Source organism: Xenorhabdus doucetiae (assembly GCF_000968195.1).
GTDB classification, from domain to species: domain Bacteria; phylum Pseudomonadota; class Gammaproteobacteria; order Enterobacterales; family Enterobacteriaceae; genus Xenorhabdus; species Xenorhabdus doucetiae.
This window is the reverse complement of record NZ_FO704550.1, coordinates 2,704,077-2,730,319: the sequence shown is the minus strand read 5'-3', so window position 1 is coordinate 2,730,319 and position 26,243 is coordinate 2,704,077. Positions and strand designations below refer to the sequence as shown.

Annotated in this window: 16 protein-coding genes and 2 tRNA genes; 9 read left to right on the top strand and 9 right to left on the bottom strand. The window is 45.7% G+C overall.

Going from position 1 to position 26,243, the window contains the following annotated elements; genetic code table 11:
• Nucleotides 1–262 precede the first annotated feature (262 nt).
• From pgaD to pgaA, 4 genes are read right to left on the bottom strand one after another with little or no spacing between them, the layout of a single operon-like run.
• On the bottom strand, nt 263–637 hold the full coding sequence (pgaD, locus tag XDD1_RS11880; protein WP_045971417.1) for a poly-beta-1,6-N-acetyl-D-glucosamine biosynthesis protein PgaD: 375 nt from the start codon (nt 635–637) through the stop codon (nt 263–265).
• On the bottom strand, nt 634–1,965 hold the full coding sequence (pgaC, locus tag XDD1_RS11875) for a poly-beta-1,6-N-acetyl-D-glucosamine synthase (protein WP_045971414.1): 1,332 nt from the start codon (nt 1,963–1,965) through the stop codon (nt 634–636). The genes pgaD and pgaC overlap by 4 nt, the downstream gene beginning before the upstream one ends.
• Nucleotides 1,958–3,964 carry a poly-beta-1,6-N-acetyl-D-glucosamine N-deacetylase PgaB gene (gene pgaB / locus XDD1_RS11870; protein WP_231854515.1) on the bottom strand — a complete coding sequence of 669 codons (2,007 nt, stop codon included), beginning with the start codon at nt 3,962–3,964 and terminating at the stop codon, nt 1,958–1,960. Before pgaB ends, pgaC begins: the two co-directional genes overlap by 8 nt.
• Before the next feature lie 40 nt (nt 3,965–4,004).
• Entirely contained in the window at nt 4,005–6,479 is a 2,475-nt protein-coding gene (gene pgaA, locus XDD1_RS11865) for a poly-beta-1,6 N-acetyl-D-glucosamine export porin PgaA (protein ID WP_071827273.1), read from the bottom strand.
• 687 nt (nt 6,480–7,166) lie between these two features.
• Here pgaA and menF point away from each other — a divergent pair.
• From menF to XDD1_RS11830, 7 genes are all read left to right on the top strand, one after another.
• A complete protein-coding gene (gene menF, locus XDD1_RS11860) occupies nt 7,167–8,498 on the top strand; it encodes an isochorismate synthase MenF (RefSeq protein ID WP_052705695.1) in 1,332 nt (443 codons plus the stop codon).
• Between the two features lie 120 nt (nt 8,499–8,618).
• Nucleotides 8,619–10,292: a 2-succinyl-5-enolpyruvyl-6-hydroxy-3-cyclohexene-1-carboxylic-acid synthase gene (gene menD, locus XDD1_RS11855; protein ID WP_045973539.1), complete on the top strand. Its 1,674-nt coding sequence runs from the start codon at nt 8,619–8,621 to the stop codon at nt 10,290–10,292.
• Nucleotides 10,289–11,059: a 2-succinyl-6-hydroxy-2,4-cyclohexadiene-1-carboxylate synthase gene (gene menH / locus XDD1_RS11850; RefSeq protein ID WP_045971408.1), complete on the top strand. Its 771-nt coding sequence runs from the start codon at nt 10,289–10,291 to the stop codon at nt 11,057–11,059. Before menD ends, menH begins: the two co-directional genes overlap by 4 nt.
• Nucleotides 11,060–11,071: 12 nt before the next feature.
• Nucleotides 11,072–11,929 carry a 1,4-dihydroxy-2-naphthoyl-CoA synthase gene (gene menB, locus XDD1_RS11845; protein ID WP_045971406.1) on the top strand — a complete coding sequence of 286 codons (858 nt, stop codon included), beginning with the start codon at nt 11,072–11,074 and terminating at the stop codon, nt 11,927–11,929.
• A gap of 9 nt (nt 11,930–11,938) precedes the next feature.
• Nucleotides 11,939–12,946, top strand: coding sequence for an o-succinylbenzoate synthase (gene menC, locus XDD1_RS11840; RefSeq protein ID WP_045973537.1), 1,008 nt, complete (start codon nt 11,939–11,941; stop codon nt 12,944–12,946).
• Nucleotides 12,937–14,385 carry an o-succinylbenzoate--CoA ligase gene (menE, locus tag XDD1_RS11835; RefSeq protein ID WP_231854399.1) on the top strand — a complete coding sequence of 483 codons (1,449 nt, stop codon included), beginning with the start codon at nt 12,937–12,939 and terminating at the stop codon, nt 14,383–14,385. Before menC ends, menE begins: the two co-directional genes overlap by 10 nt.
• Nucleotides 14,386–14,525: 140 nt before the next feature.
• Nucleotides 14,526–15,068, top strand: coding sequence for a YfaZ family outer membrane protein (locus tag XDD1_RS11830; protein WP_045971402.1), 543 nt, complete (start codon nt 14,526–14,528; stop codon nt 15,066–15,068).
• A gap of 67 nt (nt 15,069–15,135) precedes the next feature.
• Here the strand turns inward: XDD1_RS11830 and tyrP are convergent, their stop codons facing one another.
• The 3 genes from tyrP to XDD1_RS11815 form a co-directional block, all read right to left on the bottom strand.
• Nucleotides 15,136–16,341, bottom strand: coding sequence for a tyrosine transporter TyrP (tyrP, locus tag XDD1_RS11825; protein WP_045971400.1), 1,206 nt, complete (start codon nt 16,339–16,341; stop codon nt 15,136–15,138).
• Between the two features lie 373 nt (nt 16,342–16,714).
• A tRNA-Thr gene (locus XDD1_RS11820) sits at nt 16,715–16,790 on the bottom strand.
• A gap of 6 nt (nt 16,791–16,796) precedes the next feature.
• Nucleotides 16,797–16,884: transfer RNA gene (locus XDD1_RS11815), tRNA-Ser, on the bottom strand.
• Nucleotides 16,885–17,095: 211 nt separating this feature from the next.
• Between XDD1_RS11815 and rcsD the strand changes: the two genes are divergently transcribed.
• Entirely contained in the window at nt 17,096–19,840 is a 2,745-nt protein-coding gene (gene rcsD, locus XDD1_RS11810; protein ID WP_045971399.1) for a phosphotransferase RcsD, read from the top strand.
• Nucleotide 19,841: 1 nt separating this feature from the next.
• Nucleotides 19,842–20,492 carry a response regulator transcription factor RcsB gene (gene rcsB / locus XDD1_RS11805; protein ID WP_045971397.1) on the top strand — a complete coding sequence of 217 codons (651 nt, stop codon included), beginning with the start codon at nt 19,842–19,844 and terminating at the stop codon, nt 20,490–20,492.
• Between the two features lie 88 nt (nt 20,493–20,580).
• On the opposite strand, the gene rcsC is transcribed toward rcsB, so the two are convergent.
• Nucleotides 20,581–23,364 (bottom strand): two-component system sensor histidine kinase RcsC, encoded by a 2,784-nt coding sequence (rcsC, locus tag XDD1_RS11800; protein WP_231854398.1) that lies wholly within the window; start codon nt 23,362–23,364, stop codon nt 20,581–20,583.
• A 251-nt stretch (nt 23,365–23,615) separates the two neighbouring features.
• Nucleotides 23,616–26,231: a DNA topoisomerase (ATP-hydrolyzing) subunit A gene (gene gyrA / locus XDD1_RS11795; RefSeq protein WP_045971393.1), complete on the bottom strand. Its 2,616-nt coding sequence runs from the start codon at nt 26,229–26,231 to the stop codon at nt 23,616–23,618.
• Between the last annotated feature and the right edge of the window lie 12 nt (nt 26,232–26,243).

Sequence of the window (26,243 nt, the reverse complement as noted above, 5' to 3'; positions counted from 1 at the left end):
AAAGTCTAGCGTCAAAAATCGAGTGTAAATAATCGTGTTGAAGTTATTGATAAAATCTGTTTTTAGCCAGAACCTATCTCACCAAGGTATTTTTGCCATTATTTTTCTGTCACTACTGTAATGACTGCCGTCACGATAGTTGTGACTGCGCAAAAATGATACCCAATGAGATAGGTTGTAAAGTCGTTGCTTACCCAATCATTTAATTGGTAACTTTAAGGTATAATTTCATTATCAACAAATAGACTGCTGTTTCTAATTTCTATGTTGATACATCTTTATTGATTCCTATTATATGTCCATGATTGTCATAAGAGATACTGGAAACTTTGCTTTGCCTTAAGGTATCTAACAGTTTTTGTTCCAGCATAAAACTCTGAGCCACCTCAGCGTGAGTTAACACAGGTCGGTGGCGACGACGTTCGATCTTAAATCGGTGTTGATTGTATTTCGCCCAGCCAATGAGCAAAAGTGCATTAATTATGGCGATAACAATATAAGGCGCAATATTATGAGAAGCGTTAAATAATCCCACCATAAATAAATAGATAAAACCCACCCAAGCCAGAATAGTCAGCAGGATATCAATTAAACGAAGCGATAATTTTTGCTCAGTAAAAATTAAGGGATCTTTCATGATTCGATTCTCTCTATTCCCCTGTCAGGGCTTTCCCAACGGGCACGTTTTCTGTGGACTTTGAGCATCACTTTTGGAAACGATATCAAGGTGGTAAATAGATTTAGCATCCAATAAACCATCGGATACCAAATCACCCAGAAAAGCGATGAGGCAACGTGTTTTTCATAGCGTCGTTCAATCATCAAACTGACGGTAAACTGAAGCAGACAGGTGGCCGCCAGAATTAACCCCGTATACCCAGGCGGGAATAGGGTATAGACGCGAATGTTTTCCGGTAATGTGATGAGCATTCCAAGAAAAAATAAAATGATGGAAAGGGCAAAGGTAAATGACCAGATCACAGAACAGCAGAATTCGGCAAACAGTACCCACATACGGCGATATTGCCATGACCACAATTGGCGCAGGTTTTTCAGGAAAACCTCGGCACCACCCTGTGCCCAGCGTAACCGCTGTTTCCATAATCCCCGCAGGGTTTCCGGCATCAAGATCCAGCAGATAGCACGGGGTTCGAAAAAAATCGACCAATGGTGTAACTGGAGTTTCCAGCTCACATCAATATCTTCGGTGATCATGTCATTGCTCCAGTAACCCACATCGGCCAGTGCCCGGCGATTAAAGGCCGCAACCACTCCCGAAACGGTAAAGACTTGACCATAAACCCGCTGGGTACGTTTGATAAGACCAATAATGGAGGAAAATTCACCCACCTGAACACGCCCGACTAACGTGGATCGCGTGCGAACACGGGGATTGCCGGTCACCGCACCCACACGGGGATGATCAATCATCGGCTTGACCAGCCAAACCGCGGCATCGCGATCTAACAAGGCATCCCCATCGATGCAGACCAGATAATCACTTTTCGCCGCCGCTGCGCCGGCTTGCAGCGCCGTGGCTTTGCCTTGGTTCTGTTTCAGGTGTATCACCCTTAAGGCTTGATGTTGTTTCGCCATGGCATTGAGTTCATCTGCCGTGCTGTCGGTTGAACCATCATTGATAGCGATCACTTCAACATGGGGATAACGCTGGTTTAAGGCTGCCAGCAAGGTTTCGCGCACATTCGGCCCTTCGTTGTAGCAAGGGATCAAAATTGAAATCAGTGGTTCACCTTCAAGCTGTGGGGCTTCTTTATCAATGACTTTCCAATGCCTTTCCCGATAGAGCCAGAAGTAGATCCCGCCTGAGATCCAGATGGCCGACATGAACAACGGCCAGAAAAAGACAAAGTTCAGCATCACTTCGCCGGTAAACGTGACGGCGATGCCAAGGGGGATGCTCAATACCAGGCAGAGCACGATCAAAGCAATAATACGGTCAATCATTAAGTGGATACCATTCAGGAGAAAGAACAGGGCGGATCTCATTCATTTCTGGTTGATTATTGATAAAGTCATCGGGGTAGTAACCGAAACTCTGCGCACCATTGAGCTGCAATTGACGCATCCATTCTGCTAATTGATGTCCCGGTATCGCTCTCTTATCCAGAGGCTTGCGCCAGTCTACGGACTGGAGTTCAAAGACGGTTTTATCCAGAGCTTCTGGGCGTTGGGCAATGATTTTCACTAATCGGGATAACCACGCATTGCTTTTTGCCAGGGGCACATTTTCCATCAAGGGCATGGCCATGGGCGCGACCCAATCGTAGTGGGCGAGAAAATCATCCAGATTCTGGGCAAACCACGCTTCGCTGTCGGGTTCCAGGATCGGCAGGGCAAAAATATTGCGCGCCGTTTTGATCTGATAACCCCGTATCGATTTGAGTTCCTGGGTTAATTCGTGGGTAAAGTCAATCAGGTATTGGCTTTTGAAACGAGTCCAACGGGCGAATTGTTCCGGATCTCGCCGAATTTCTGCAACGGAGGCCGGTAAACCAGCGGCCTGATAGGCTTTGAGGGCATCGGTGCCGGCATCTTCAAAATCGGACATAACGGCATCATCGTGATACAGGATGCCCTGAAAAATGGCATGGGAGGCCAAATCCTGATAAATCTCTTTGATTCTTCGGCGGTTGTCCGGGTTATAAGGCGATAAACGCCGGTATTGTGTCGGGTTGACAAACAGTTTGTCGTGACTTTCGTCATAGCTCATTACCCGCGGAAGTGAAGGCGACAGCTCAAATGCCAGAACGGGCATCCACGCATAAACTTCAATGTTCAAACGACTGTGCAGTTGCCAGGCCACGCGGTTAAACAGATCGGCGCGCATCGGCAGCCAGCGATTGGGGAAGTAGAGCTCACGGACATTGCCATCGCCTTTGGGATCAGCAAAGGCTTGCAGGAAAACGGTATTGACGCGCAGATCAGCAATGCGTTGTACCAGTTTGTCAAGATTCTCGGCTTGTTGAACCGGATCAGGGTCGTAAACATAGTCCAGATCAATATGGGCAATCCGTAAGATCGGTTTGTCCTGTACCTGAATCACCTGTTCAGCAAACTCTTTCAGGGAGGGATTATGAGTCAGCAAGATACGCGGAACATTATCAAGATTGTTGGCGTTTGCCAGCCCATTGTCCAGCGTCAACGCCATCTTGTAGCCATAGCGTTTGGCGATGTCCAGCGTCACCCCGTTATCGATGCCATAAGGCCAGATCCAAACCCGTGGTTGTTTACCTGTGGCGGCGATAATTCTTTGGGTAATCGTGGCAATGTCCTGTTCCATCCGCTGGCGAAACGCCGGCTCGCTTTCATATTGACCGGTTTTCGGATCGTAAATGCGAATGGCAGCGGCAGGCTCTGTATTGCCTTGTGGGTTGGCGATGGCACCATAATGGTGCTGATAAGTATGAGAGCCGATTTCCACTAAACCCGATCGGGACATCTCGGCGACCTGTTCCCAAGTCGTAAAGCGCTCGCGTGGCACGATCAAGCCACCAAAATCCACCGGTTTTTCGGCAGGCACATCAACCCAGACCCCGACGGGTGCCAGAATGCCCGGCCAGTTATAGGCTTTAAGCAGGGGAAAGACGCGATGGTAAAAACTGCTGTAGCCATCATCGAAAGTCAGCAGTACCGCCTTGGGAGGCAATGGCGTTCCGCCCTGATTGGCGGTAAGAATTTGGTCGACAGTAATCGGCTGATAGCCATTTTCCCGCAGCCAGGCAAATTGATCGTTCAAGGCGCTGGTACGGACTGACATAAAACGCTGATCGGCACCTTCATCTTCAACATCATGGTAAGCCAGAACCACAAACCCGTTTTTAGGCCAGGGGCGCTCGTTCATGGGCAAGGGACGTTGCGCGGGGGGAACAAAATCCGGTTTTGCTGCATGGGCCATCATGCCAAACGGGGGAATAAACAGGCTAATCAGCAGAGTCGAGATCATCAACCAATGACGAAAAAGGTTATGTGTCATAAAAAATCCTTTAGAACCGATAGATTAAATCAAAAGCCGCTTGCAGATTATTTTCTCGTTTACCGTCGTAAGGCCGTTTATCCAGCGTGAGCCTTACCCCGGCATCAAGGACATCGTTCCACGTGATGCGCTGGCCGTATCCCACCAGGGTGATAAGGCCACTGCCGTACTCTTGCTGCCAATATTGCCCAATGCCCGCTGCAAATTGCTGGCTCCAGACCGTCTGGTAATGTCGATATAGGATGTGGTCTGCTTCCAGTTCAGGCAGCAAGGTAAAGTCACTTTTGGGATTGAAATAGGGTGTATTTTGCTGGGTATTGTGCGCCGTACCCAGCTCCAGCTTCGCATCCAGTTTGAGATAAGGCGCGGTATACAGGCGTTGCAGGCCGTCAATGCCGTATTCAAAACGATGATTGCCATCCGAGAAGAACGAAGGGGCAAAACGCGCAGTCCATTGACTGCGTTCGCTGAGTCGCCAGCGCGCAACAATTTCCCCGCCATTAGCATGGATATTATGGCTTAATGCGTGCAGGGGAGTACGACGGGCAAGGCGTTCCGCGGAGCCGCCCAGACGCCACTGGTCATTGACGTCATACCAAGCTGCAATTCGCACGCCCATTTTGCTGCCATGACGATAATGACGCGCAGAAACCTCACCTTCCAGCCAAACATCCCGCGAACGCCACTCCACACCGCCGCGTAAATCACGGTTCAAGCCCCGGCCTTCGGAAAATTGGCTGCGATGGTATGCCCCGCCGGCAAATAAGCGCCAATTATCGTCAAGGGGAGGGCTATAAAGTACCGCGTCAATATTTGAATTGTGTTTGCCGCTTTGTGGATTATCTGAATTAATGCCTTGATTGGCCTGAATACGCAGTTCTGACATATGATGCACATTGCGCAGGCGGTTAAAACGTTTAGCGAGCATATCTTCGGGGGCGCGGGTCATCACATCATCGGCCAGCAAATCCATCTGCTGCCACTCTTGCAGGGCAAGGGCGGTATAGCCTTGCTGGACTTCCAACGCCAGATTACGCGGAGCGAGTCCTTCAATCTGCTTTAATTCACTCTCAGCGCGGCGCGGCCAGCCCCGATCCAGCCAGATAGCCGCCAGATCAGTCCGCAATTTCTGATTGCCGGGCGCGGTGCGGGCTAAATGAGTAAAGCGTTTTTCTGCTGCGGGAAAATCTTGCCGTAATTGTGCTGATTCCGCTAAAAACTGCTCTCCTTGTAGCCAGTCATCATTGGGAACACGAACGGGCGACCCAAAGACATTGAGCATATAGGGGCTACGCTGCTTGATATTGCCAGCCAACTGTCGGGCGGTATCCAGATGCTCACTCTCTACTTCTGCATAGAACAGGACGATATCATCCTCAAGCGGGATGTTGGATTGTGATGTTCTCCCCAGCGCCGAGAGGTTTTCATGAGAATAATTTAAGGATCGCAGAATATCCCGGGCTTTTTCCGGCTGGCGCAGATTCAGGTAGGCTGCGGCGGCCCATTTCTGGGCATATTCGGGAACAGATACGCCTTTTTTCTGTGCGGCTTGTTGTTGCAAGACGAGATATTCATCAATCACGTCTGGCATCCGATGGCGGGAAAGCAGGGCACCGAGCCGGTCAATGCGTGCCCGCTGGTAATCTTGTTGTGCATCAGGCACGTTGTGCCATTGGTTAAGCATCTGCTCGTAGCGTGCAAGCGCCCGGTCAGCGATGTCAAACCGCTCTTTTTCACTCTGATTCGGCATCATGGACAGGCGAACCAGTTCTGCTGCGGCATCGGCTTCCAGCCTGCGCAGTTGCCCGGCGGTTAATTGTGTTGAGTGTTGTTGCCCCAGACGCCAGGCAGGGCCATTGACCCGGTTGTTCTTGAGGCTGAACAGGTAATCTTGCGTGACGGCTTTATCATCGGGAAACCGATCATGTGCGATAGAAAGCATTTGCATGGCATGCCATATCCGGCCGGCCGCCTGATCAACATAAGCCATCAAACGGTAATTAGCAGCGTTGGGTTGGCGAGCCAATAAATCTTTTGCCAAACGGCGTGCCTCTTTGTCTTGTTTGGCATCGGCGAGCGTCATGATAAGGCCGGTTTTGCTGTCACTGTTCTGCTTATCCAAAGTCAGGGCGGTGCGCCACATCTGGATGGCCTGCGGCCATTGACGTTGGTTGCGATAAGCACGGGCAACTGCTGAGATCCCTCTGGCGGGTATGGACATTGTGCGATAGCGTTGCCAGAGAGAGATGACTTCATCGTCATATCCAGCCCAGCTCGCCACTTGCAACCAATCCGCAATTTGCGAGGAAGAAAGACGATGTTGTTTTTCTTCCTGACGAATATATTCGAGCATGGGGGTGGAATTACCCTTTCTGGCTTGTTGAATTAATACATCGTAATCTGCCTGAGCAGATTCTGTTGTTATTAGACAACTTAGTGAAATAAATAACGATAACAGTTTATACCGATATCTATGAAAGCCCATCGGACGGAAATAAAGATATGACACACTATCCCCTTTTTATACTGCCTATTGGTTTTACAAATAGCAGGACCAGACGGAATTGAATTTAATTTAGATTAAGATGGATTTTTACAGTCTTCATTTTTGAAGAGGCAGAATAATACGTACTGTGTGAATTTATATCAATGGAAAAATTTTTAAAAATAATTACAATTATTTTATTTTTCATTGTGATTATATTTATATATGATAATTTCAATTAATTACATTATTGCTGTGTTATTTATTTTATTGCTTTAAAATCAATTCATTACAATGGGTTTCTTATGGGGTTAAATGGTTGTGAAGATAAAATATAGTGCTATGGCTGGTTTCAATGAAAAATATTTAAGCTGAGTGTAAATATTTTTATTTGAAATAAATTAGTGAGATTAAATTAACTGATTTTTTCAGTGTAAAAATGTGGTTTATTTATCGTGCTGTGACTATATTTCGAAATTAAATGCTGTTTTTGTTGTTAATATATAATGGATGTTATAAAAACAGATGATATAAAACCAATTGATTTCAAATCACTACCCATAACGCAGTGACTGACAAAATGACTAAAAAAACCTCATAAATAATAAGTGCTTTCATAATTCTTGGTGGTTCGTATAATTCTGTTTTTTATCATGTTGTTAATAGATATCGTTAATGGGGAGAGATGTGAACCAAATAACCAACATTATCGCTGATATCTGCGAGTTGCTTAATACCGAAAACGTCAGCGAAACGGGGATTCAATCATTCTCTTTCGTCTTACCGGTTGACAGTGGCGCCCATTGGTTGGAATGGTTGTCTGCCCAGTCTCATTATCCACAATTTTATTGGCAACACAGAGATGGCGATGAAGAAGTGGTGGCTTGTGGGCAAATTCGCCTGTTTAGCAAGGTGACTGACGCAGAGGCATTTCTGCGGCAGCCTCATCAATTCGCCCAAATGCGTTTATGGGGGTTGAATGCCTGGGATAAGGTGAATTTTACCCCTTCCCAGCATGAAAATATCATTGGTGGCGAAAGTTATCTGTTTCTGCCGAGGTTAGAATTGCGCCGCCATCGGGGGGAAAATCGTTTATATATCCATGTGGATGGCCAAGCCGATCTCGAAAATGCCCGCCAGTTCCTCAAACAACTGCTTCCAGGCCAGCCTCTTTTGCCGCTACAAACGGCCATCTTGAAGGCAAAGCATACGCCTGAAAGTGCTCAATGGCATCGTTTGTTGGAACATGCCCTCAATGCCATCAGCCAAAACAAAATAGAAAAGGTGGTCATCGCCCGGAAAACGGAATTGACGCTAAATTCGCCCTTGCACACGGCACAATTGATGGCCGCCAGCCGTAGCGTGAATCATGGTTGTTATCATTTTATGCTGGCGTTCAGTGCCGAGCACGCTTTTCTGGCTTCGACCCCTGAGCGGCTTTACTACCGCAATCAGTTACAATTTTATACGGAAGCGCTGGCCGGAACCGTGGCAAATGCCGAAGATGATCAGCAAGCGGCTGAATTAGGGCAGTGGTTGCTGGAAGATGAAAAAAACCAGCATGAGAATCTTATTGTGGTTGACGATATCTGTCAGCGTTTACGAGGCGGCGTCGTTTCGGTCGATGTTGCCCCGCCCGATGTGATCCGCTTGAGAAAAGTTCAGCATTTGCGCCGGCCTATTCGTGGCGTATTGAATCACGTTTGTGATAGTGATTGCCTGCGTCGTTTACAGCCAACGGCGGCGGTTGCCGGTTTGCCCCGTGAAGCGGCACGGCAATTTTTGGCAAACCATGAGCCTTTCAAGCGTGATTGGTATGCCGGCTCTGCGGGGTATTTAGGTCTGGAGCAGAGCGAGTTTGCCGTTTCGCTGCGCTGCGCCTGTATTCACGACAAGGTGTTGGCGTTGTACGCCGGCGCGGGCATTGTTGCCGGCTCTGATCCAGCACAGGAGTGGCTGGAAATAGAAAATAAAGCCGCCGGATTGCGCACCTTATTGACCAGTATGATTGATGAATAAATGACAATTCCTTGAACTAAGATAAGGAAATTGTTTTTCCACGCATTAATATTAACAATGTCTTATATCATTATCGCTTATCCTTTGGCGTCATTTTTTAAGAAATGTTTTGAGCATGATATGTCAAACAGCGCACTTAACCGCCGTTGGGCGGAACTTTTATTGGAAGCATTAACCCGTCACGGATTGCGTCATATCTGTATTGCTCCCGGCTCTCGTTCGACCCCCTTGACATTGGCTGCCGCAGAAAACCCGAAGCTTATCTGTCATACCCATTTTGATGAACGTGGATTGGGCTATTTGGCGTTGGGATTGGCAAAAGCGGGCAAAGAGCCTGTTGCGGTGATTGTGACGTCGGGAACCGCCGTTGCCAATGTGTATCCTGCTTTGATTGAAGCGGGATTAACGGGAGAGCGATTGGTGTTTCTCACCGCAGATCGGCCGCCCGAATTAATGGATTGTGGTGCGAATCAAGCCATTCGTCAGACCGGTATTTTTGCTTCCCATCCCAGGCAAACTTTAGCGCTGCCCCGGCCAACCACCGATATTCCGGCCAGTTGGCTGGTTTCCTCCATCGATAATGCAATGTCAAACCTGAAACAAGGTGCCCTGCATGTTAATTGCCCGTTTGCGGAACCGTTGTACGGCAATGAGTTGACAGCGCATCAAGATTGGTTGCACGCATTGGGCGAGTGGTGGCAAGGGGATGAACCGTGGCTGGTTCAGCCAGAAATACCGATCACCAGCAAGGCGCTTGACTGGGATATCTGGCAGAAAAAACAGGGCGTTGTTCTGGCGGGGAGAATGCGTGCTGAAGAGGGGCAATCTGTTGCTCAATGGGCAAAAACGATGGGCTGGCCGCTGATGGGTGATGTGCTGTCTCAAACGGGGCAGCCTTTGCCGCATGCCGATCTATGGCTGAATCACGCCCGCCCCCAGGATATTTTGGCGCAAGCGCAATTGGTGATCCAATTTGGTGCCAGCCTGACCAGCAAGCGGCTGTTGCAATGGCAGGCCACATGCCAGCCTGAGCAGTATTGGATTGTTGATCCCATTGCCGGCCGGCTTGATCCGGCAAACCACAGAGGCCGTAAATTTACTTGCCCTGTAGCTGACTGGTTACGGGAGCATCCCGCCTGTTCACAAGCGCCTTGGGCAGAGGAATTGCAGGCATGGTCAAACAGCGCGTTTCACTGTGTTGAAACCGGGTTGGCAGGAAAATTCAGCGAGGCGGCGGTTGCACATCAATTGCATCACTTATTGCCGGAGCAGGGGCAGTTGTTTGTCGGCAATAGCTTGATTGTGCGTCTGGTTGATGCCTTGGGGCAGCTTCCGGCGGGTTATCCGGTTTACAGCAATCGGGGTGCCAGTGGCATCGATGGCTTAATCGCCACTGCCGCCGGTGTCCAGCGGGCCACCGATAAACCGACGCTGGCAATTATCGGGGATATTTCCGCCCTTTATGATCTGAACAGTCTAGCGTTATTACGCCATCCTTCTCATCCCATGTTATTGATCGTAGTGAATAATAACGGCGGGCAGATTTTTTCCTTGCTGCCCACGCCGGCGGAAGAACGCCAGCGTTTTTACTGCATGCCACAACATGTCAATTTTGATCATGCGGCTGCCATGTTCGGCCTGAACTATGCGGCACCACAAAGTTGGCCGGAATTAAAACAGTGCGTCCAACGGGCATGGCAGCGTAAACAGACCACTTTGATTGAGTTAAATGTGGCAGGCAATGAAGGTGCGGTCTGCCTGCAACAATTACTGAAACAGGTGGCGGCGCTGTGAAACTACACTGTCAAGCGTTTCACTCCCATCATCAAGGGAGATGGCTGGTTTGGTTACATGGGTTATTGGGAAGTGGGGCTGACTGGTTGCCTGCGGTGGCGGCGTGTCATCAATATCCTTCATTGGTGGTTGATTTACCGGGGCACGGTCATTCCGTCGATGTGAACTTAACCGGCGGCTTTGCGGAGATGAGTGCGTTGTTGAATGCAACGCTGTCCGACTACCACATCAAGGATTATTGGTTGATTGGCTACTCATTGGGCGGCCGGATTGCCATGTACCACGCGACCTGTGGCAAACCGCATGGCTTGCAGGGGTTGCTGGTGGAAGGGGGCAATCCGGGGTTGTTTTCCCGCCATGAGCGTCACCGACGATTACAGCATGATCAGCATTGGGCGCAGCGTTTTCGTCGCGAACCGATGAGATCAGTCTTGGCCGATTGGTATCAACAACCGATATTTGCGGATTTGACGGCAGCGCAGCGTGAGCAACTTATTCGCCTGCGCAGCCAAAACAGCGGCAATCATATTGCGGATATGCTGGAAAACACCTCTTTAGGCCACCAACCTTGGCTGGTTCCTGCTTTACAGCAACTATCCATTCCCTTCTCCTATCTATGTGGAGAAAATGATCGCAAATTCCAGCAGATAGCGCAGCAATATACACTGCCATTAAACACCATTCCTCAAGTTGGACATAATGCTCACTATGGTAATTCTGTCGCTTTTTCGCGTGCAGTGAACCATTTTTTATCACTTTTTGGTTAAGGAAACCGACTAATGCGTTACCCAAGCGAAGAAAAGTTGTATGCCCCGATTGAATGGCAAGATTATTCCCAAGCGTTTAAAGATATTCTCTACCATAAATCCGCCGACGGTATTGCCAGAATTACGATTAATCGCCCGCAGGTCCGTAATGCGTTCCGCCCCCTGACGGTGAAAGAGCTGATTCAGGCGCTGGCTGATGCCCGTTATGACGAAACTGTTGGTGCGATTATTCTGACCGGCATGGGTGAAAAAGCATTTTGTGCCGGCGGTGACCAAAAAATCCGGGGCGATTATGGGGGTTATCAGGATGACAGCGGCGTCCATCACCTGAATGTACTGGATTTTCAGCGGCAGATCCGCACGTGTCCAAAACCGGTCGTTGCTATGGTGGCGGGGTATGCCATCGGTGGCGGGCATGTCCTGCATTTGATGTGCGATTTAACCATCGCGGCGGATAACGCTATTTTCGGCCAAACCGGCCCCAGAGTCGGCTCTTTTGATGGCGGCTGGGGAGCATCGTATATGGCGCGGATCGTCGGGCAGAAAAAAGCGCGTGAAATTTGGTTCCTGTGCCGCCAATACTCTGCTGAAGAAGCCTTGGATATGGGCTTGGTGAACACAGTTGTGCCTTATGCCGAATTGGAAAAAGAAACGGTACGCTGGTGTCGTGAAATGCTGGAAAACAGCCCAATGGCCTTGCGTTGCCTGAAAGCGGCACTGAACGCAGATTGTGACGGTCAGGCGGGATTGCAGGAATTGGCGGGGAATGCCACCATGCTGTTCTATATGACCGAAGAAGGGCAGGAAGGCCGCAATGCGTTCAACGAAAAGCGCCAGCCTGATTTCAGTCAATTCAAACGTAACCCGTAACCCATCATGATGCGTAAAGCGACTTTATACCGATTCAGCCTGCCCATGGAGGCAGGTATTATCTTGCGCTATCAACGCCTGAAAACCCGTGACGGGTTTTTAGTGCATTTACAGGAAAATTTGCAGGGAAATGTGCGGGAGGGGTGGGGGGAAATTTCCCCGTTGCCCGAATTTAGCCATGAAACGCTTGAACAAGCTCAGGTCTCGGCGGTGGCATGGCTGCAACAATGGTGTTTGGGCGCGCAGCCGGAAGAGAGCGGTCTGCCTTCTGTGGCATTTGGCCTAAGTTGTGCACTGGCTGAATTACATGGAGAATTGCCTGAGAAAGCCGATTATCGCAAGGCGCCATTATGCACGGGCGATCCCGATGAGGTGATCCTGCGTTTGGGCAATATGGCAGGCCAGAAGATAGCTAAAGTCAAAGTCGGGCTGTATGAAGCTGTCCGCGATGGTATGGTGGTGAATGTGATGCTTGAAGCGGTGTCTGATCTCCAACTGCGCTTGGATGCTAACCGCAGTTGGACGCGCACCAAAGCCGCAGGTTTCGCTAAATATGTTAATCCGGCTTATCGGCACCGAATCGCTTTTATTGAAGAGCCTTGCAAAACCCAAGCAGAATCTCTGGCATTCGCCCGTGAGACGGGGATCGCTATTGCGTGGGATGAAAGTGTACGTGAAGCCGGTTTTACGCCACAAGCCCAAGAGGGTGTGTCTGCCATCATCATTAAACCGACATTGATCGGCAGTATTGACCGCTGTCGTCGGTTAATTACCAAGGCTCATCAATTGGGGCTGGAGGCGGTGATTAGCTCCAGCATTGAAAGCAGCTTTGGTTTGACACAATTGGCCCGGCTAGCGCAATGGCTCACACCGCACTCACTCCCGGGCTTGGATACGTTGGATCTTATCCAGTCACAACTCATCCGCTGTTGGCCGGGTTGTTGGCTAACAAATAGTGACATGCCGTGTGTCACGCTGGATAAGTTGTCAGTGGCATGGAGTCATGAATGTCGGTAATGGAATCCCTCACAACAGAACGGACAGAAACAGCATGGACTCAATGGCCGTGGCAGCATTGGGCTGCGGTTTTGCCGCAGAAACCAGCCATTCAGTTAGATGATGAGCCACTAAATTGGAGTCAGTTAACGCAAAGAATCAATATCCTTGCGACTCATTTCCAGCAACAAGGCGTAGTGGAAAGTAGCGGCGTGATCCTCAGAGGTAAGAACAGTGCGGAACTTCTGCTGTGTTATCTCGCTGTGCTGCGATGTGGCGCAAGGGCGTTGCTCCTTAATCCGCAATTACCTGACCGACTCCTGCTGGAGCTATTGCCGCAGCTTAATATGGACTACGGGGTGGATTTTACCGATTCACCGTCGTCTGTTATTCAAGTTAAGGCACTTGACTGGCAACAAAAGTTTCCAGAAAAACATCCGCTGGTGGTAAAAAACCATTCATTGGCATTATGGGAAAGCGGACGTCCTGCCAGCCTAATCCTGACTTCCGGTTCTTCCGGGCTGCCCAAAGCGGCAGTACATTCCATTGGCGCCCATCTTGCCAGTGCACAAGGCGTTCTTTCCCGTCTGGATTTCCGGCCTGATGATAGCTGGCTGCTGTCCCTGCCTTTGTTTCATGTTTCAGGTCAAGGGATACTTTGGCGCTGGCTGCAAACAGGAGCAACCTTGGTGCTGCGGGACTTACATCCACTGGATCGCGCGCTATCCGGTTGTACTCACGCCTCACTTGTCCCAACTCAACTCTGGCGTTTGTTGGAACAACCCCGTCAATATCCATTGACGTTAAAAGAAGTGCTGTTGGGCGGTGCCATGATCCCGGCATCATTGACCCAACGCGCTGAGGCATTGGGGATTCGTTGTTGGTGTGGCTATGGGTTGACAGAAACGGCATCAACGGTTTGCGTAAAACGGGCGGATGGCTTGCCGGGTGTGGGTCATCCGCTGCCCGGCAAATCCTTGCGCTTAGTGGATGAGGAAATTCAGATCCGCGCTGACAGTATTGCGAGTGGTTATTGGTTTAACGGGGAATTGAAGCCATTGGTAGATCATGAGGGCTGGTTTTCAACGCGGGATCGAGGCGTGTTCGAACAGGGCGAATGGCGGATCTTAGGGCGCCTCGACAACCAATTTTTCAGTGGCGGGGAGGGTATCCAGCCAGAAGATATTGAGCGGATCATTAACCAACATCCGCAAATTGAACAGAGTTTTGTGGTGCCCATTCCTGATATTGAATTCGGTTATCGACCCATCGCCGTGATTGAAACGCAATATCCTGCGCTGACAGAAACACTGCTTGCCTGGCTTGCAGATAAAGTCGCTGTTTTCCAGCGGCCTGTCGCCTGCTATTTGTTACCTGCACAACTGAAAAATGGGGGAATAAAGGTTTCGCGCCGGCAGGTTAAGCAGTGGGTGGTGGAAATAAGTGATTCAGATAAATAGTCATCATAATGAATAGTCACGATATTTACATATCTTTATAAATCTAAACGTTTCCTTTCCTTCGGCATCTATGTCGTCACGTTGATTAAAGTACAATGTGTCGGTCTATATGGGCATTGACTAATTAACAGGACAAGATGATGAAAGGCTTTATTGCTATTGGTGCCGCAGGATTACTCTTTATAACGGGTTCAGCAAATGCGCTCTCCATAGATGCACAAGTAGGCAAGCACAACACAAGTACCTCCGTGGGGATTGGTGATAAAGATGCCGGCCTGTCGCTGACGGGGAATTGGACCCGGAGTGATCACAATGGCCAGCTTAGTAGTTTAGGTTTAGGCTTTGGCCTGCCATTGGGGCCATTGACAGTAAACGTTGGCACAAAAGGGCTTTATTTATCTCCCAAAGAGGGGAAAGATGGCGCAGCGTTGGCGGTTGGTGCTGGCCTGAGCTGGGCCGTGACCTCTTCTTTATCTCTGTACGGTGAAGCCTACGGTTCACCATCAGGCTTAACGTCAGGAATGGATTCTTATACGGAGGCGACAGGAGGAGCGCGTTATACGCTTTTCAAACCCCTGAGTGTCGATGTGGGTTACCGTGTGATTGACATACGAGGCAGTCATGGTCACCGCAGTAATAAGGTTTCCGATGGTTTTTACATCGGCGCAGGTGTGAGCTTTTAATTAAACGACAATGATGTCTCAAGGTTATCCGCATGATGGATGCGAATAACCTTCGATAGGGTAAAAATTATCCCACGCTTGGCAGTATGCCTGCCACAATGCCAAATTGAATGGCAATAACGGCAAGCCCGCACAGGAAAACGAAGACTAATGCGGGCTTACCCCCTTTGACACGATAACCTCCCTTATTTTCCTCACGGCTACGCCAAACCAGCAGGCAAGGCAATAACAGCGCAAGAATGGAGAGCGCAACTGCTGCAAAGGTTAATGCCATAACAAAATTAGGGTAATACAGTGCACACAATAAGGGGGGAACAAACGTCATTAACCCTGTTTGCAGACGCCCTTTGGCATTATTGCGGCGTTTAAAAAGGTCAGCAAGGTAATCAAATAACCCTAAAGCCACACCGAGGAATGAGGTGGCTAGCGCAAGATCGGCAAACAGATGAACGGCAAACTCGACTTTAGGTGAAGCAACGACTTCCCTGACCGCCTGCAATAACCCATTCAGGCCAGATTGTTGGGCAAGAATACCGACAAATGTATTTGAAGAAATCGCCCCAAGCGTCACCAATTGCCACAGAATGTAAGCAAACAGTGGAATAGCACTACCGATAACAAAGATTTTCCGTAGCTTGTTGGTATCTCCTCCCATATAAGCAACAATACTGGGGACACTTCCGTGAAAGCCGAATGACGTAAAAATCACCGGGATGGCTGAGAGCACTAACCCTTGCTCAATCGGCAGGGAGATCAAGTTGATTTTATCAACATGCATCACCATGACGCCGAGTACAATCACCAGAAAAACGATTTTAGCGGTAAACAGCAAGCGATTAATTAAATCAACGGATTGGGTGCCAATACAGACTACCCCGCCGGCAATAAGGGTAAAAACGCTGATCCCGACAGAGACAGAAATGGGTTGATCCAACCAAGAAGAGAGGGAGGTTGCCAGCAACTCCCCAGCACCACTAATATAAGCCGTTGTCAGGGCATACATGAGGAAAAGCATACTGAAGCCCGTCAACACCTGCCCGCCAAATCCAAGGTAACGTTTCGCAATGGTGCCTAATCCAGAATCAAACTTATTATGTTGATACACTTCCACCAGCAGGAGTGCGGTATAGCTCATCAAAGCCCACAGGGTGACCAGCATAACAAATGTCGTCCCAAATCCCACACCTGCCGTTGCTAATGGCATGGCTAACATCCCTGCCCCAATCGTTGTTCCGGCAACGATAAAAATACTGCCAATAGTGCGATTTTTCACGCGATCCTCATGTCTGAATATGTTGAGAAAGTGTTATAAGACAAGCAGGTTAAATGATCGATTTATGTCTGTCAAATCTATGGTACATATGATGTAAATAAATAATTACACTCTGCTAAGGTGACCCAACTGAACCCAATAAGTTTCCATTAGTAATGGGGAGATGCCCGAACGAGCAGAAACAAGCAGAAAATAGAAGCATATTAAGTTAAAAAATAATCAGAAACTGTTTTGTTGAGTAACATAATTTATTAGTGTGTCAAATAACGTTGTAGCTTGGGGAGGGGGAATATGCGTGGGAGATTTTGTCAGATACATAAAGTAAAAACCCGCTATCTCACCGAATGGTTACGGGAAATAACGGGTTCTTATATGGTGCCGGCTACCGGAGTCGAACTGGTGACCTACTGATTACAAGTCAGTTGCTCTACCAACTGAGCTAAGCCGGCGAAATTTGGCGGAAGGATAGAGATTCGAACTCTAGGATGGTTTCCCATCGGCGGTTTTCAAGACCGCTGCCTTCGACCGCTCGGCCATCCTTCCATGGCGCGAGATTATGCCTATATCGTTTTGATGTGTCTAGCCCTTAAAGAAAAAAAATCGTGTTTTTTTACTGTTTGCTCAATCTTCGATCTGTAATGGCCTTTTTATTCGCTAACCTGCTAATATTAAGTGCAGTACACAGGCTTATTTATTGACGCCTTGATGTTGCATTGACCAAAATATATTCATACTAAAGGCAATCATCCAAAGAATGTATAAACAACCACCTATCAAGCCATCCGCCATTCCTCGTTTTTACGCGTTATTTGTTACTTTGCTTTTTACGTCTCTATTTTTATTCGGGTATAACTATTTTGATATTTGGCTGATGGAGAAAAAATATGCTATCAGTAGTGTAACAGATCAGATGAGATTGCAGATTAAAGATTATCGTTACCATGCAAATCATATCTTTGAGCAGTCAAATACTCTGCCAATCTCCTCTCAGGAGAATATACCCGTGTTTAAATTGCGTCCCGATGTCTATTGGCTGGAAAATCGCTATCAGTCCGTTGATGCAATTATTTTTGGTCAATATAACAATTCGAGTATTCAGCTTGCTCAACGCCTGTCTGGCTATCTGAATATTCTCTGGGGATCGCATAATAAATACTTGTCTATGTACTATCTCAATGGGCAGGATAATAATTTATTATTGATCACAACTCATCCGATCCTAAAACCAGAAATCAGGTTTAAAGAGAGCTATCTGACCCTGACCCCCGAAACCAGACGTACTGAAATGTTGGATCAATCCTCGGCATTGGAGGTAAAAGAGAGCATTTCTCCCATCAATGTCTTACGCGATGAAAATATTTATTTCTATACCTATAAAGCCGCATTTAATGCAGCAGGGCAATTAACCACCATCATTGCTTTTGATTTGCCTATTAATAACCTTTTACCGGTTGATATGTCACCCGCAAACTTCCATTTGATTGCGACTAACTCACACGAACTGGAGATTTCCGATAAAGTTGAGGTTTCATTGAACGACTTTTGGCTAGAATTTTCTCAGCCTCTTGATATCATGCCGTATAAATTGGTTTATCAGATCTCCCTGAAGACATTGATTGTAGATTTGTTGTTCAGGAATGTCTGGCTTTTGCTTTCAATATTGCTCTTCTTTCTGTTTTCTCTGAGCGGATTATTTTATATCCGCAGGCGATATATTGCACCAAATGCGTCTATGGACCATGAACTTAAAATTAAGGATGCTCTAAACAATGACATTATCTCCAATATTCCGATTGGAATCGTGGTCTATGATTTTGACTCAAATCAGATAGTGATAAGTAATAAAATTGCAGAGCAGTTGATACCTCATCTGGATTTGAATAAAGTTATGACGATGGCGCAGCAACATCATGGTGTAATTCAGACATCCATTGATGAGGCGATTTATGAAGTAAAAATGTATAACAATAGCTTATTGCCAGAAACTTATCTATTTTTATTGCAAGACAAAGATCAGGAAGTCATGGCAAATAAACGATTACAATTTGCTCATCGAGAATATGATAAAAGCATTCAGGTCAGGCGCTCTATGCTTTCAAATATTAACAATGAAATAAAATATCCTATTAATAATATTAATGATATTGCCAACCAATTGAAGCCATTATCACAAGATGAAAATGAGCGAAAGTTATTGGATAAATTACTAGCTAAATCGGAATATATCACCGAATGGATTGAAAACATTTCATTACTCAATGAGTTAGAATTAGGTGATTGGCAGCCGGAAAATGAAATGTTTTCTCTATCTTCACGGTTGGAAGATATTCTGAAAGCTTATTTTCCGATATTGAATTCTAAAGATCTGAGAGTTTATTATCATTTTAATATTTCCCGTGAATCTTTATTTATTGGAGATGGTGTAGCATTAAGTAAAATTGTCACATTGTTATTTAATTATGCAATAACGACGACTAGCTATGGTAAAATATCATTAATTGTTAATAGTTCAGGTAAACATGATAATCATATTCAGATTGAGTTGATGGATAGCGGAGCTGGTTTAAGTGAGAGAGAGCTCACCAGTTTAAATTCCCCTTTCCTGCACAAATCAGTAGAAGATAAGCATTCTACCAATTCTGGCATGACTTTTTATTTATGTAATCAGTTGTGCAAAAGAATGGGAGGAAGCCTTGATATTAAGAGTAAGTTGGGGTTGGGAACACATTATGTTATCAATCTGCCACTGTCGCAGCATGATGATGAAAATAGTGAAACTGCTCAGCTTTTGGAAGGGATCGCGGCTTTAATTGATATTAATAACCCTGAGATCAGCAAAATCATTCATACTTATCTCAATCATTACGGTGCAGCATACTTAGATAAAAGGAAAGAGAGCATTACAGAAGAGTACGATATTATACTTACGGACAGGCTGTACAAAGAGGAACAACAGTACAAAGAGGTAAAACCGACTATATTATTAGTGGGGAGCTTAGCAGGATTTAAGCAGTTGAAACCGGGATTGGTTCAGTGCAATTACAATCTTGTTGATGATATTATCAATGCAATATCGTTTCTAATCGAAGAAAATTTTAGTTTAGGCGAATCCGGAGAAAATCCTGCAATCTCTAAAGCAGCATGTGATCGCGTTAAAGATGTTGATTTATCTGAGAGTATTGATAGCCATATTTGCAATATTCTCAAAAGTTATCAAACTCAGTTAGCAGGCAGTGATTACAGACAATTGTTTATAGAGACAGTACCTATGGATATTACTAGACTGTATACTGATGTAGAACGACATGATTTGATATCACTTTCGCAAACGGTACACCGCCTTAAGGGTGCGTTTGCTATGTTAGATTTAAAATTTCTTAGGTCATCATGTGAGGCGTTGGAAAAACACATAGCAGACAATAATGAAGTAGAAATTAAAAATAGCATCAGCCTCATTGATTCCTTTGTCACAAAGCTGTTGCAGCAAGGTAACCAATAATATGAATAACCTTAATGTCATTATTGCCGATGACCATCCCATTGTTTTGTTTGGCATCCGTAAATCACTTGAACAAATTGAGTGGATTAATGTGGTCGGTGAGTTTGAAAATTCAACTACGCTCATTAATAGTTTGCCACATATAGAAGCAGATGTTCTCATAACGGATTTGTCAATGCCTGGGGATAAATATGGTGATGGCATCACCCTGATAAAATATATTAAACGTCATTATCCAACTTTAGCTGTCATTGTTCTTACAATGAACAATAATCCGGCTATTTTAAGCGCCATACTGGAGCTTGATATTGAGGGAATCGTGTTAAAGCAAGGAGCACCAACCGATTTACCTAAAGCGCTTGCTGCGTTGCAGAAGGGAAAACAATTTACGCCTGAAAGTGTTTCTAAGTTACTTGAAAAAGTCACTGCCAATGGTTATGGAGATAAGCGTTTATCGCCTAAAGAGAGCGAAGTCCTGCGTTTATTTGCTGAAGGCATGCTTGTTACTGATATTGCCAAAAAACTCAATCGTAGTATTAAAACGATTAGTAGCCAGAAGAAATCAGCGATGTTAAAGCTGGGCGTCGATAACGATATCGCATTACTTAACTATTTATCTTCTGTCACTATCGATAACAATATTGGTAAATAACCCATGTATTAAGACGAAAGCCGTTTATTATCTCCCCGCGACGCGGGGAGATAATAAATTCATCTTGAAGTACGACGAATATACTGGCTTAAATATCACTGTATTTGATTAATGTTTCTTTTAATACGGCCAGTGATACCGGTTTTGATAGGCAGTCATTCATTCCCACATTAGCACAACGTTGTTTTTCTTCTGCCAAGGCATTGGCGGTAATACCGATAATGGGTTTGGTATAACCTTTGTCCCTCAAATATTGAGTCAGTTCATATCCATCCATATTTGGCATATTGACATCTGTTAAAATAATATCTGTTGGATTGTTCTTTAAATATTCAATGGCATCAATACCATCATTAGCCACTGAGGTATTGAACCCGATTGAATTTAATTGGTCGGCTAACAAATTCTGATTAATTGGATGGTCATCAACAACCAATACCTTAACTGTGTTTAGGCGAATATCAGCTTGTATTGTGTTTGTTGCAATAGGGGCTGTCGATACAGAAATGGCTGGCAGAAAGAAAGTTTGCTCGGTCAGGAGGTTATCCAGCATACTATCCAGCTCACCCAGTTCATAAGTGTTATATAACCAATAATTTTCTCGAATTTGTTTTGGCGGGCCAATATGTCTTTCTGATATTTCTATAAAGCAATATCCAGAAATATTGGCTTTATTAGCTTTGTCGCTAATAATTATTTCCGTACCCTCTATTTTGTTTTCGTTATAGAGAGCGACTTGGAAATAATGTTGTGTAAGAAAATGGTGTAAATATTTTTCCATAAAATCATTGCAAATATCTAACAAAATTTTCTTTTGCATCCGCTGGTTGGATAACGGTTTGGCATGATATTTTTCGCCATATAAAGGAAGGCGAATAGAGAAGATACTGCCAACATATTTTTGTGAGACGAATTCGATATCACCGTCCATTAAATTGATCAGTTTTTCACAAATAGCCAGCCCCAATCCTGTACCTTGTGAGGCGCTTTCTTTGTTGGCACTGATTTGGAAAAAGGGTTCAAATAATTGAAATTGTAATTTATCGTCGATCCCAAGCCCGGTATCTTTAATGCTAATATACAGATAACCATGCCTTGAACTGACTTCAATAACAACGCAACCGGATGCCGTGAATTTGATCGCATTATTCAGTAAATTAGAGATGATTTGTTGTAGCCTGACAGGGTCATTACGGATAATATCGGGAACATTGGGTGCAATATAACAGTATAAGCCCAAACCTTTTTTGGCAACCAAAGGAAGGTAGTTTGAAATCACATGCGATAGTATTTCTTTGCAACTGAAATCCTTGGGATCGATTTTCAATTGCTTGGATTCTATCTTTGAGAAATCAAGAATATCACTGATGATTTTCAGCAATAGCAATGACGAATTATTCATTGTTGCCAGCAAACGTGTCGATTCTGCGGGTAATATATGAGATTGTATCAGCTCTAGATTACCAATAATGCCATATAGCGGTGTTCTTAATTCATGGCTGACTGTGGCAAGGAACATCGATTTTGCCTGGTTGGCTTGTTCTGCTGCCGATGCCATTTCCTGCAATGATTTTTCCATTTTTACCCTGGTGCTGACATCGATCAGTACACAAATGGCAACTTCTTCATTACGATAACGTGAGTGTACGAAACTAATTTGCAGGTGATTATTGTTGCTGGTGACGACATCAATATAGCTGCTGGTTTTATCACAAATAATATCGACAATGCGTTTTTGATCTTCATACGTCAACATTCGAATGTAATTATGTGCTAGCTCATTACTCAGAATGTTAACACCATCACTGATTCTTAAAATACTGATCCCCACAGGGGCAGAGGCGACAATTTTATGGTTAAATTGTTCATGTTCTTCAAGACGGATAGCGTTCTCTTCTGCTGGAGAAAACATTTTACGTTCAAACAACCAAACAAAAAAGATAATCGCAATCGCGGAAATAATATTCAAGACAATACCATTAATTGCACTGACTTTCAGTTCATCGTAAATATGTTTTAGCGGTATCGAATAGATAATGCGTAATGAAGAGGGTGACAAATTCCGCATTAATACCAAACTGGTAAAGTTTTCATCGTAACCAAAATACATTGGTTGCGAGTTGAGATTGATAACGAGGGGTTTACTATTAGTTTGTATCGAATACTGTAATTCGGGCTGGCTTGATTCGTTTAGCATCATGATTGTGATAGGCCGATCCCTTCTTTGCAAAAAAGAGTCCAGCCTGATAGTTTTTTCGATACCTATGATCCCAGTCATGTGCCCATTAATATAAATGGGTGAAAAAACATAAAGATTACCGCCATCCGCTTTTGGATTAGGTTGTATCCAGAACAGAGTCCGTTCATTGTTTTGCTTTCTCATGCTGATCAACCTACGGGTGTTCTCGTCGATCATTTTTTTTAGGGCTTCAGGCTCTACGATGTTGTGATGAGGAAAAAAGTTCACCATACATTTGCTTTGTACGCCAATGAAAAAAGCCTGATTTACACTGCGTATAGCAGCAATATTGTCTCTCCAAAATGCAATCAATTGATCTAATGAATATAATTTATTATTTGTCGTTTTACGTAATAGTTCACAATCGGAATCCTCATTCAGGGGAATGTATGAAAGAATGTCGTTATTATGTGGTACGATTGTTTGTTTTTTATCATTATCCTGTGATAAATGCTTTTCCGTCATGAATTGAAAATCTCGCAGGATATTGGCGATATGTCGTATATGAGAAAAAGCTATATCATAGTTGGTATTATATTCTTGACGAATATCTGATTTGAGTGCATTAAAAAGATTGGACAGGTAAAAACTGGTTAATAAGGCTCCGAGCGCCCATAGCATAAAACCAAGCACCCGAAAAAGATAACGTGATATCTTTAATGACGTCCGAAAAGAAGATAGATATCTCAAAAGATCGCCTGATGAAATATATGATTAATAATAACTGTTTACAGCATATACTAGTGTAGCAGGGAATACAAAGCAGCATTTGCTTCTGGCTAATTCTTCGTCAAAAAATGGAACAAAAAAAGCAGGCATTTAAATGCCTGCTTCATTGGTTGTTATTTATACAGAGATATCAAAATAAGATAAGTTGATTATACTTAATCTTCTGACTGACTATATTCTGTTTCACCTTCTTCTTCATCATCATCTGGTTCAGCTACGCGCTGTAAGCCAACCACTTTTTCGTTTTCGGCTGTGCGGATCAAGGTGACACCTTGCGTATTACGGCCAACAACACTGACCTCAGAAACGCGGGTTCGTACCAATGTTCCTGCGTTAGTAATCATCATGATTTGGTCAGTCGGTTCTACCTGAATGGCGCCGATCACATTGCCATTACGTTCGCTGACTTTGATGGAAATAACCCCTTGGGTCGCGCGGGATTTTGTCGGATATTCGCTTTCGGCAGTACGCTTACCATAACCATTTTCAGTAACGGTCAGGATTTCTCCTTCCCCGCGAGGAATGATCAAGGAAACCACTTTATCGCCTTCACTGAGTTTGATACCACGAACCCCAGTTGCAGTGCGGCCCATTGCACGTACACCTTTTACGCGAATAGTGCCATCTTCCAGCGTTTCTTCCTCTTCTTCGAGGAAACGAACGACTTTACCTTGTGCAGAGAACAGCATAACTTCATTGCTGCCATCAGTCAGGTCAACGCCGATTAACTCATCCCCTTCATTCAGGTTCACGGCAATGATACCGGCACTGCGTGGACGACTGAATTCACTGAGTTTAGTCTTTTTCACAATCCCGCTTGCGGTTGCCATGAAGATATTCAGCCCATCTTCATATTCACGCACAGGTAAAATGGCGGTAATACGTTCGCTCTGATCCAATGGCAGAAGGTTGACAATTGGGCGACCGCGGGCACCACGGCTCGCTTCCGGCAATTGATATACTTTCATCCAGTATAGCTTGCCTTTATTTGAGAAGCAGAGGATGGTGTCGTGGGTATTGGCCACCAGCAAACGCTCAATGAAATCTTCTTCTTTGGTACGTGCGGCTGATTTGCCTTTGCCGCCACGACGCTGAGCTTCATAATCGGACAGTGGCTGATATTTGACATACCCCTGATGGGACAGCGTAACCACCACATCTTCCTGATTAATCAGGTCTTCAATATTGATATCGGCGGAATTCTCAGTCAGTTCAGTCCGGCGGGCATCGTTATACTGCTCTTTGATAACCAGCAGTTCTTCACGAATGACTTCCATCAAGCGTTCCGGGCTTTCCAAAATGAACAGGAGTTCAGCGATAGCTTTCAGCAGCTCACGATACTCATCAAGCAGTTTTTCATGCTCAAGCCCGGTTAGTTTTTGCAGACGCAGATCCAAAATAGCCTGTGCTTGCTGTTCGGTCAGGTAATATTTACCGTCATGGATACCGTACTGTGGCTCCAGCCATTCAGGACGGGCAGCATCGTCACCCGCTTGTTCCAGCATAGAGGCAACATTGCCTAACTGCCAGGCTTGAGAAATCAAACTGGTTTTCGCTTCAGCAGGCGTGGAAGCACGGCGGATCAATTCGATAACCGGATCGATGTTCACCAGAGCAACAGCTAATGCTTCAAGGATGTGGGCACGGTCGCGAGCTTTACGCAGTTCAAAAATTGTCCGGCGGGTAACGACTTCACGGCGGTGGCAAACAAACGCTGAAAGAATATCTTTCAGATTGAGTAACTTAGGCTGTCCCTGATGCAGGGCAACCATGTTGATGCCAAATGAAACCTGTAATTGAGTCAGTGAATACAGGTTATTCAGGACAACTTCAGCAACGGCATCACGTTTTACTTCGATAACGATGCGCATTCCATCTTTATCGGATTCGTCACGCAGTGCACTGATCCCTTCAATGCGCTTATCTTTGACCAGTTCAGCCATTTTTTCGATCAGTCGGGCTTTATTGACCTGATAAGGGATTTCATTGACGATAATGGTTTCGCGGCCATTTTTCTCATCAGTTTCAATTTCTGCGCGGGCGCGGATGTAAATCTTACCGCGACCTGTGCGGTAGGCTTCCTGAATGCCACGGCGCCCGTTGATAATAGCCGCTGTCGGGAAGTCCGGGCCGGGGATATGTTCCATCAGGCCTTCAATACTGATGTTTTCATCATCAATATAGGCCAGGCAGCCGTCGATCACCTCAGATAAGTTATGGGGTGGGATGTTGGTTGCCATACCGACTGCAATCCCTGATGAACCATTCACCAGTAGATTAGGGATACGGGTTGGCATGACCTCAGGGATTTGCTCTGTGCCATCGTAGTTGGGCACAAAGTCGACAGTTTCTTTTTCCAAGTCTGCCAGCAATTCATGGGCAATTTTTGCCATGCGCACTTCGGTGTAACGCATCGCTGCCGCAGAATCGCCATCTACTGACCCAAAGTTCCCCTGACCGTCAACCAGCATATAGCGCAAGGAGAATGTTTGTGCCAGACGAACAATCGTGTCATAAACAGCGTTGTCACCATGTGGATGGTATTTACCGATAACATCCCCAACAACGCGGGCAGATTTCTTATAAGGTTTATTCCAATCATTTCCCAATACATTCATCGCGAAAAGCACGCGGCGGTGTACTGGCTTCAGTCCGTCCCGAACATCCGGCAGTGCGCGTCCAACAATAACGGACATCGCATAATCCAGATACGAGCTTTTCAGCTCTTCTTCGATATTGACCGGTGTGATTTCTCTGGCAATGTCGCTCATGGAGCCACTGTC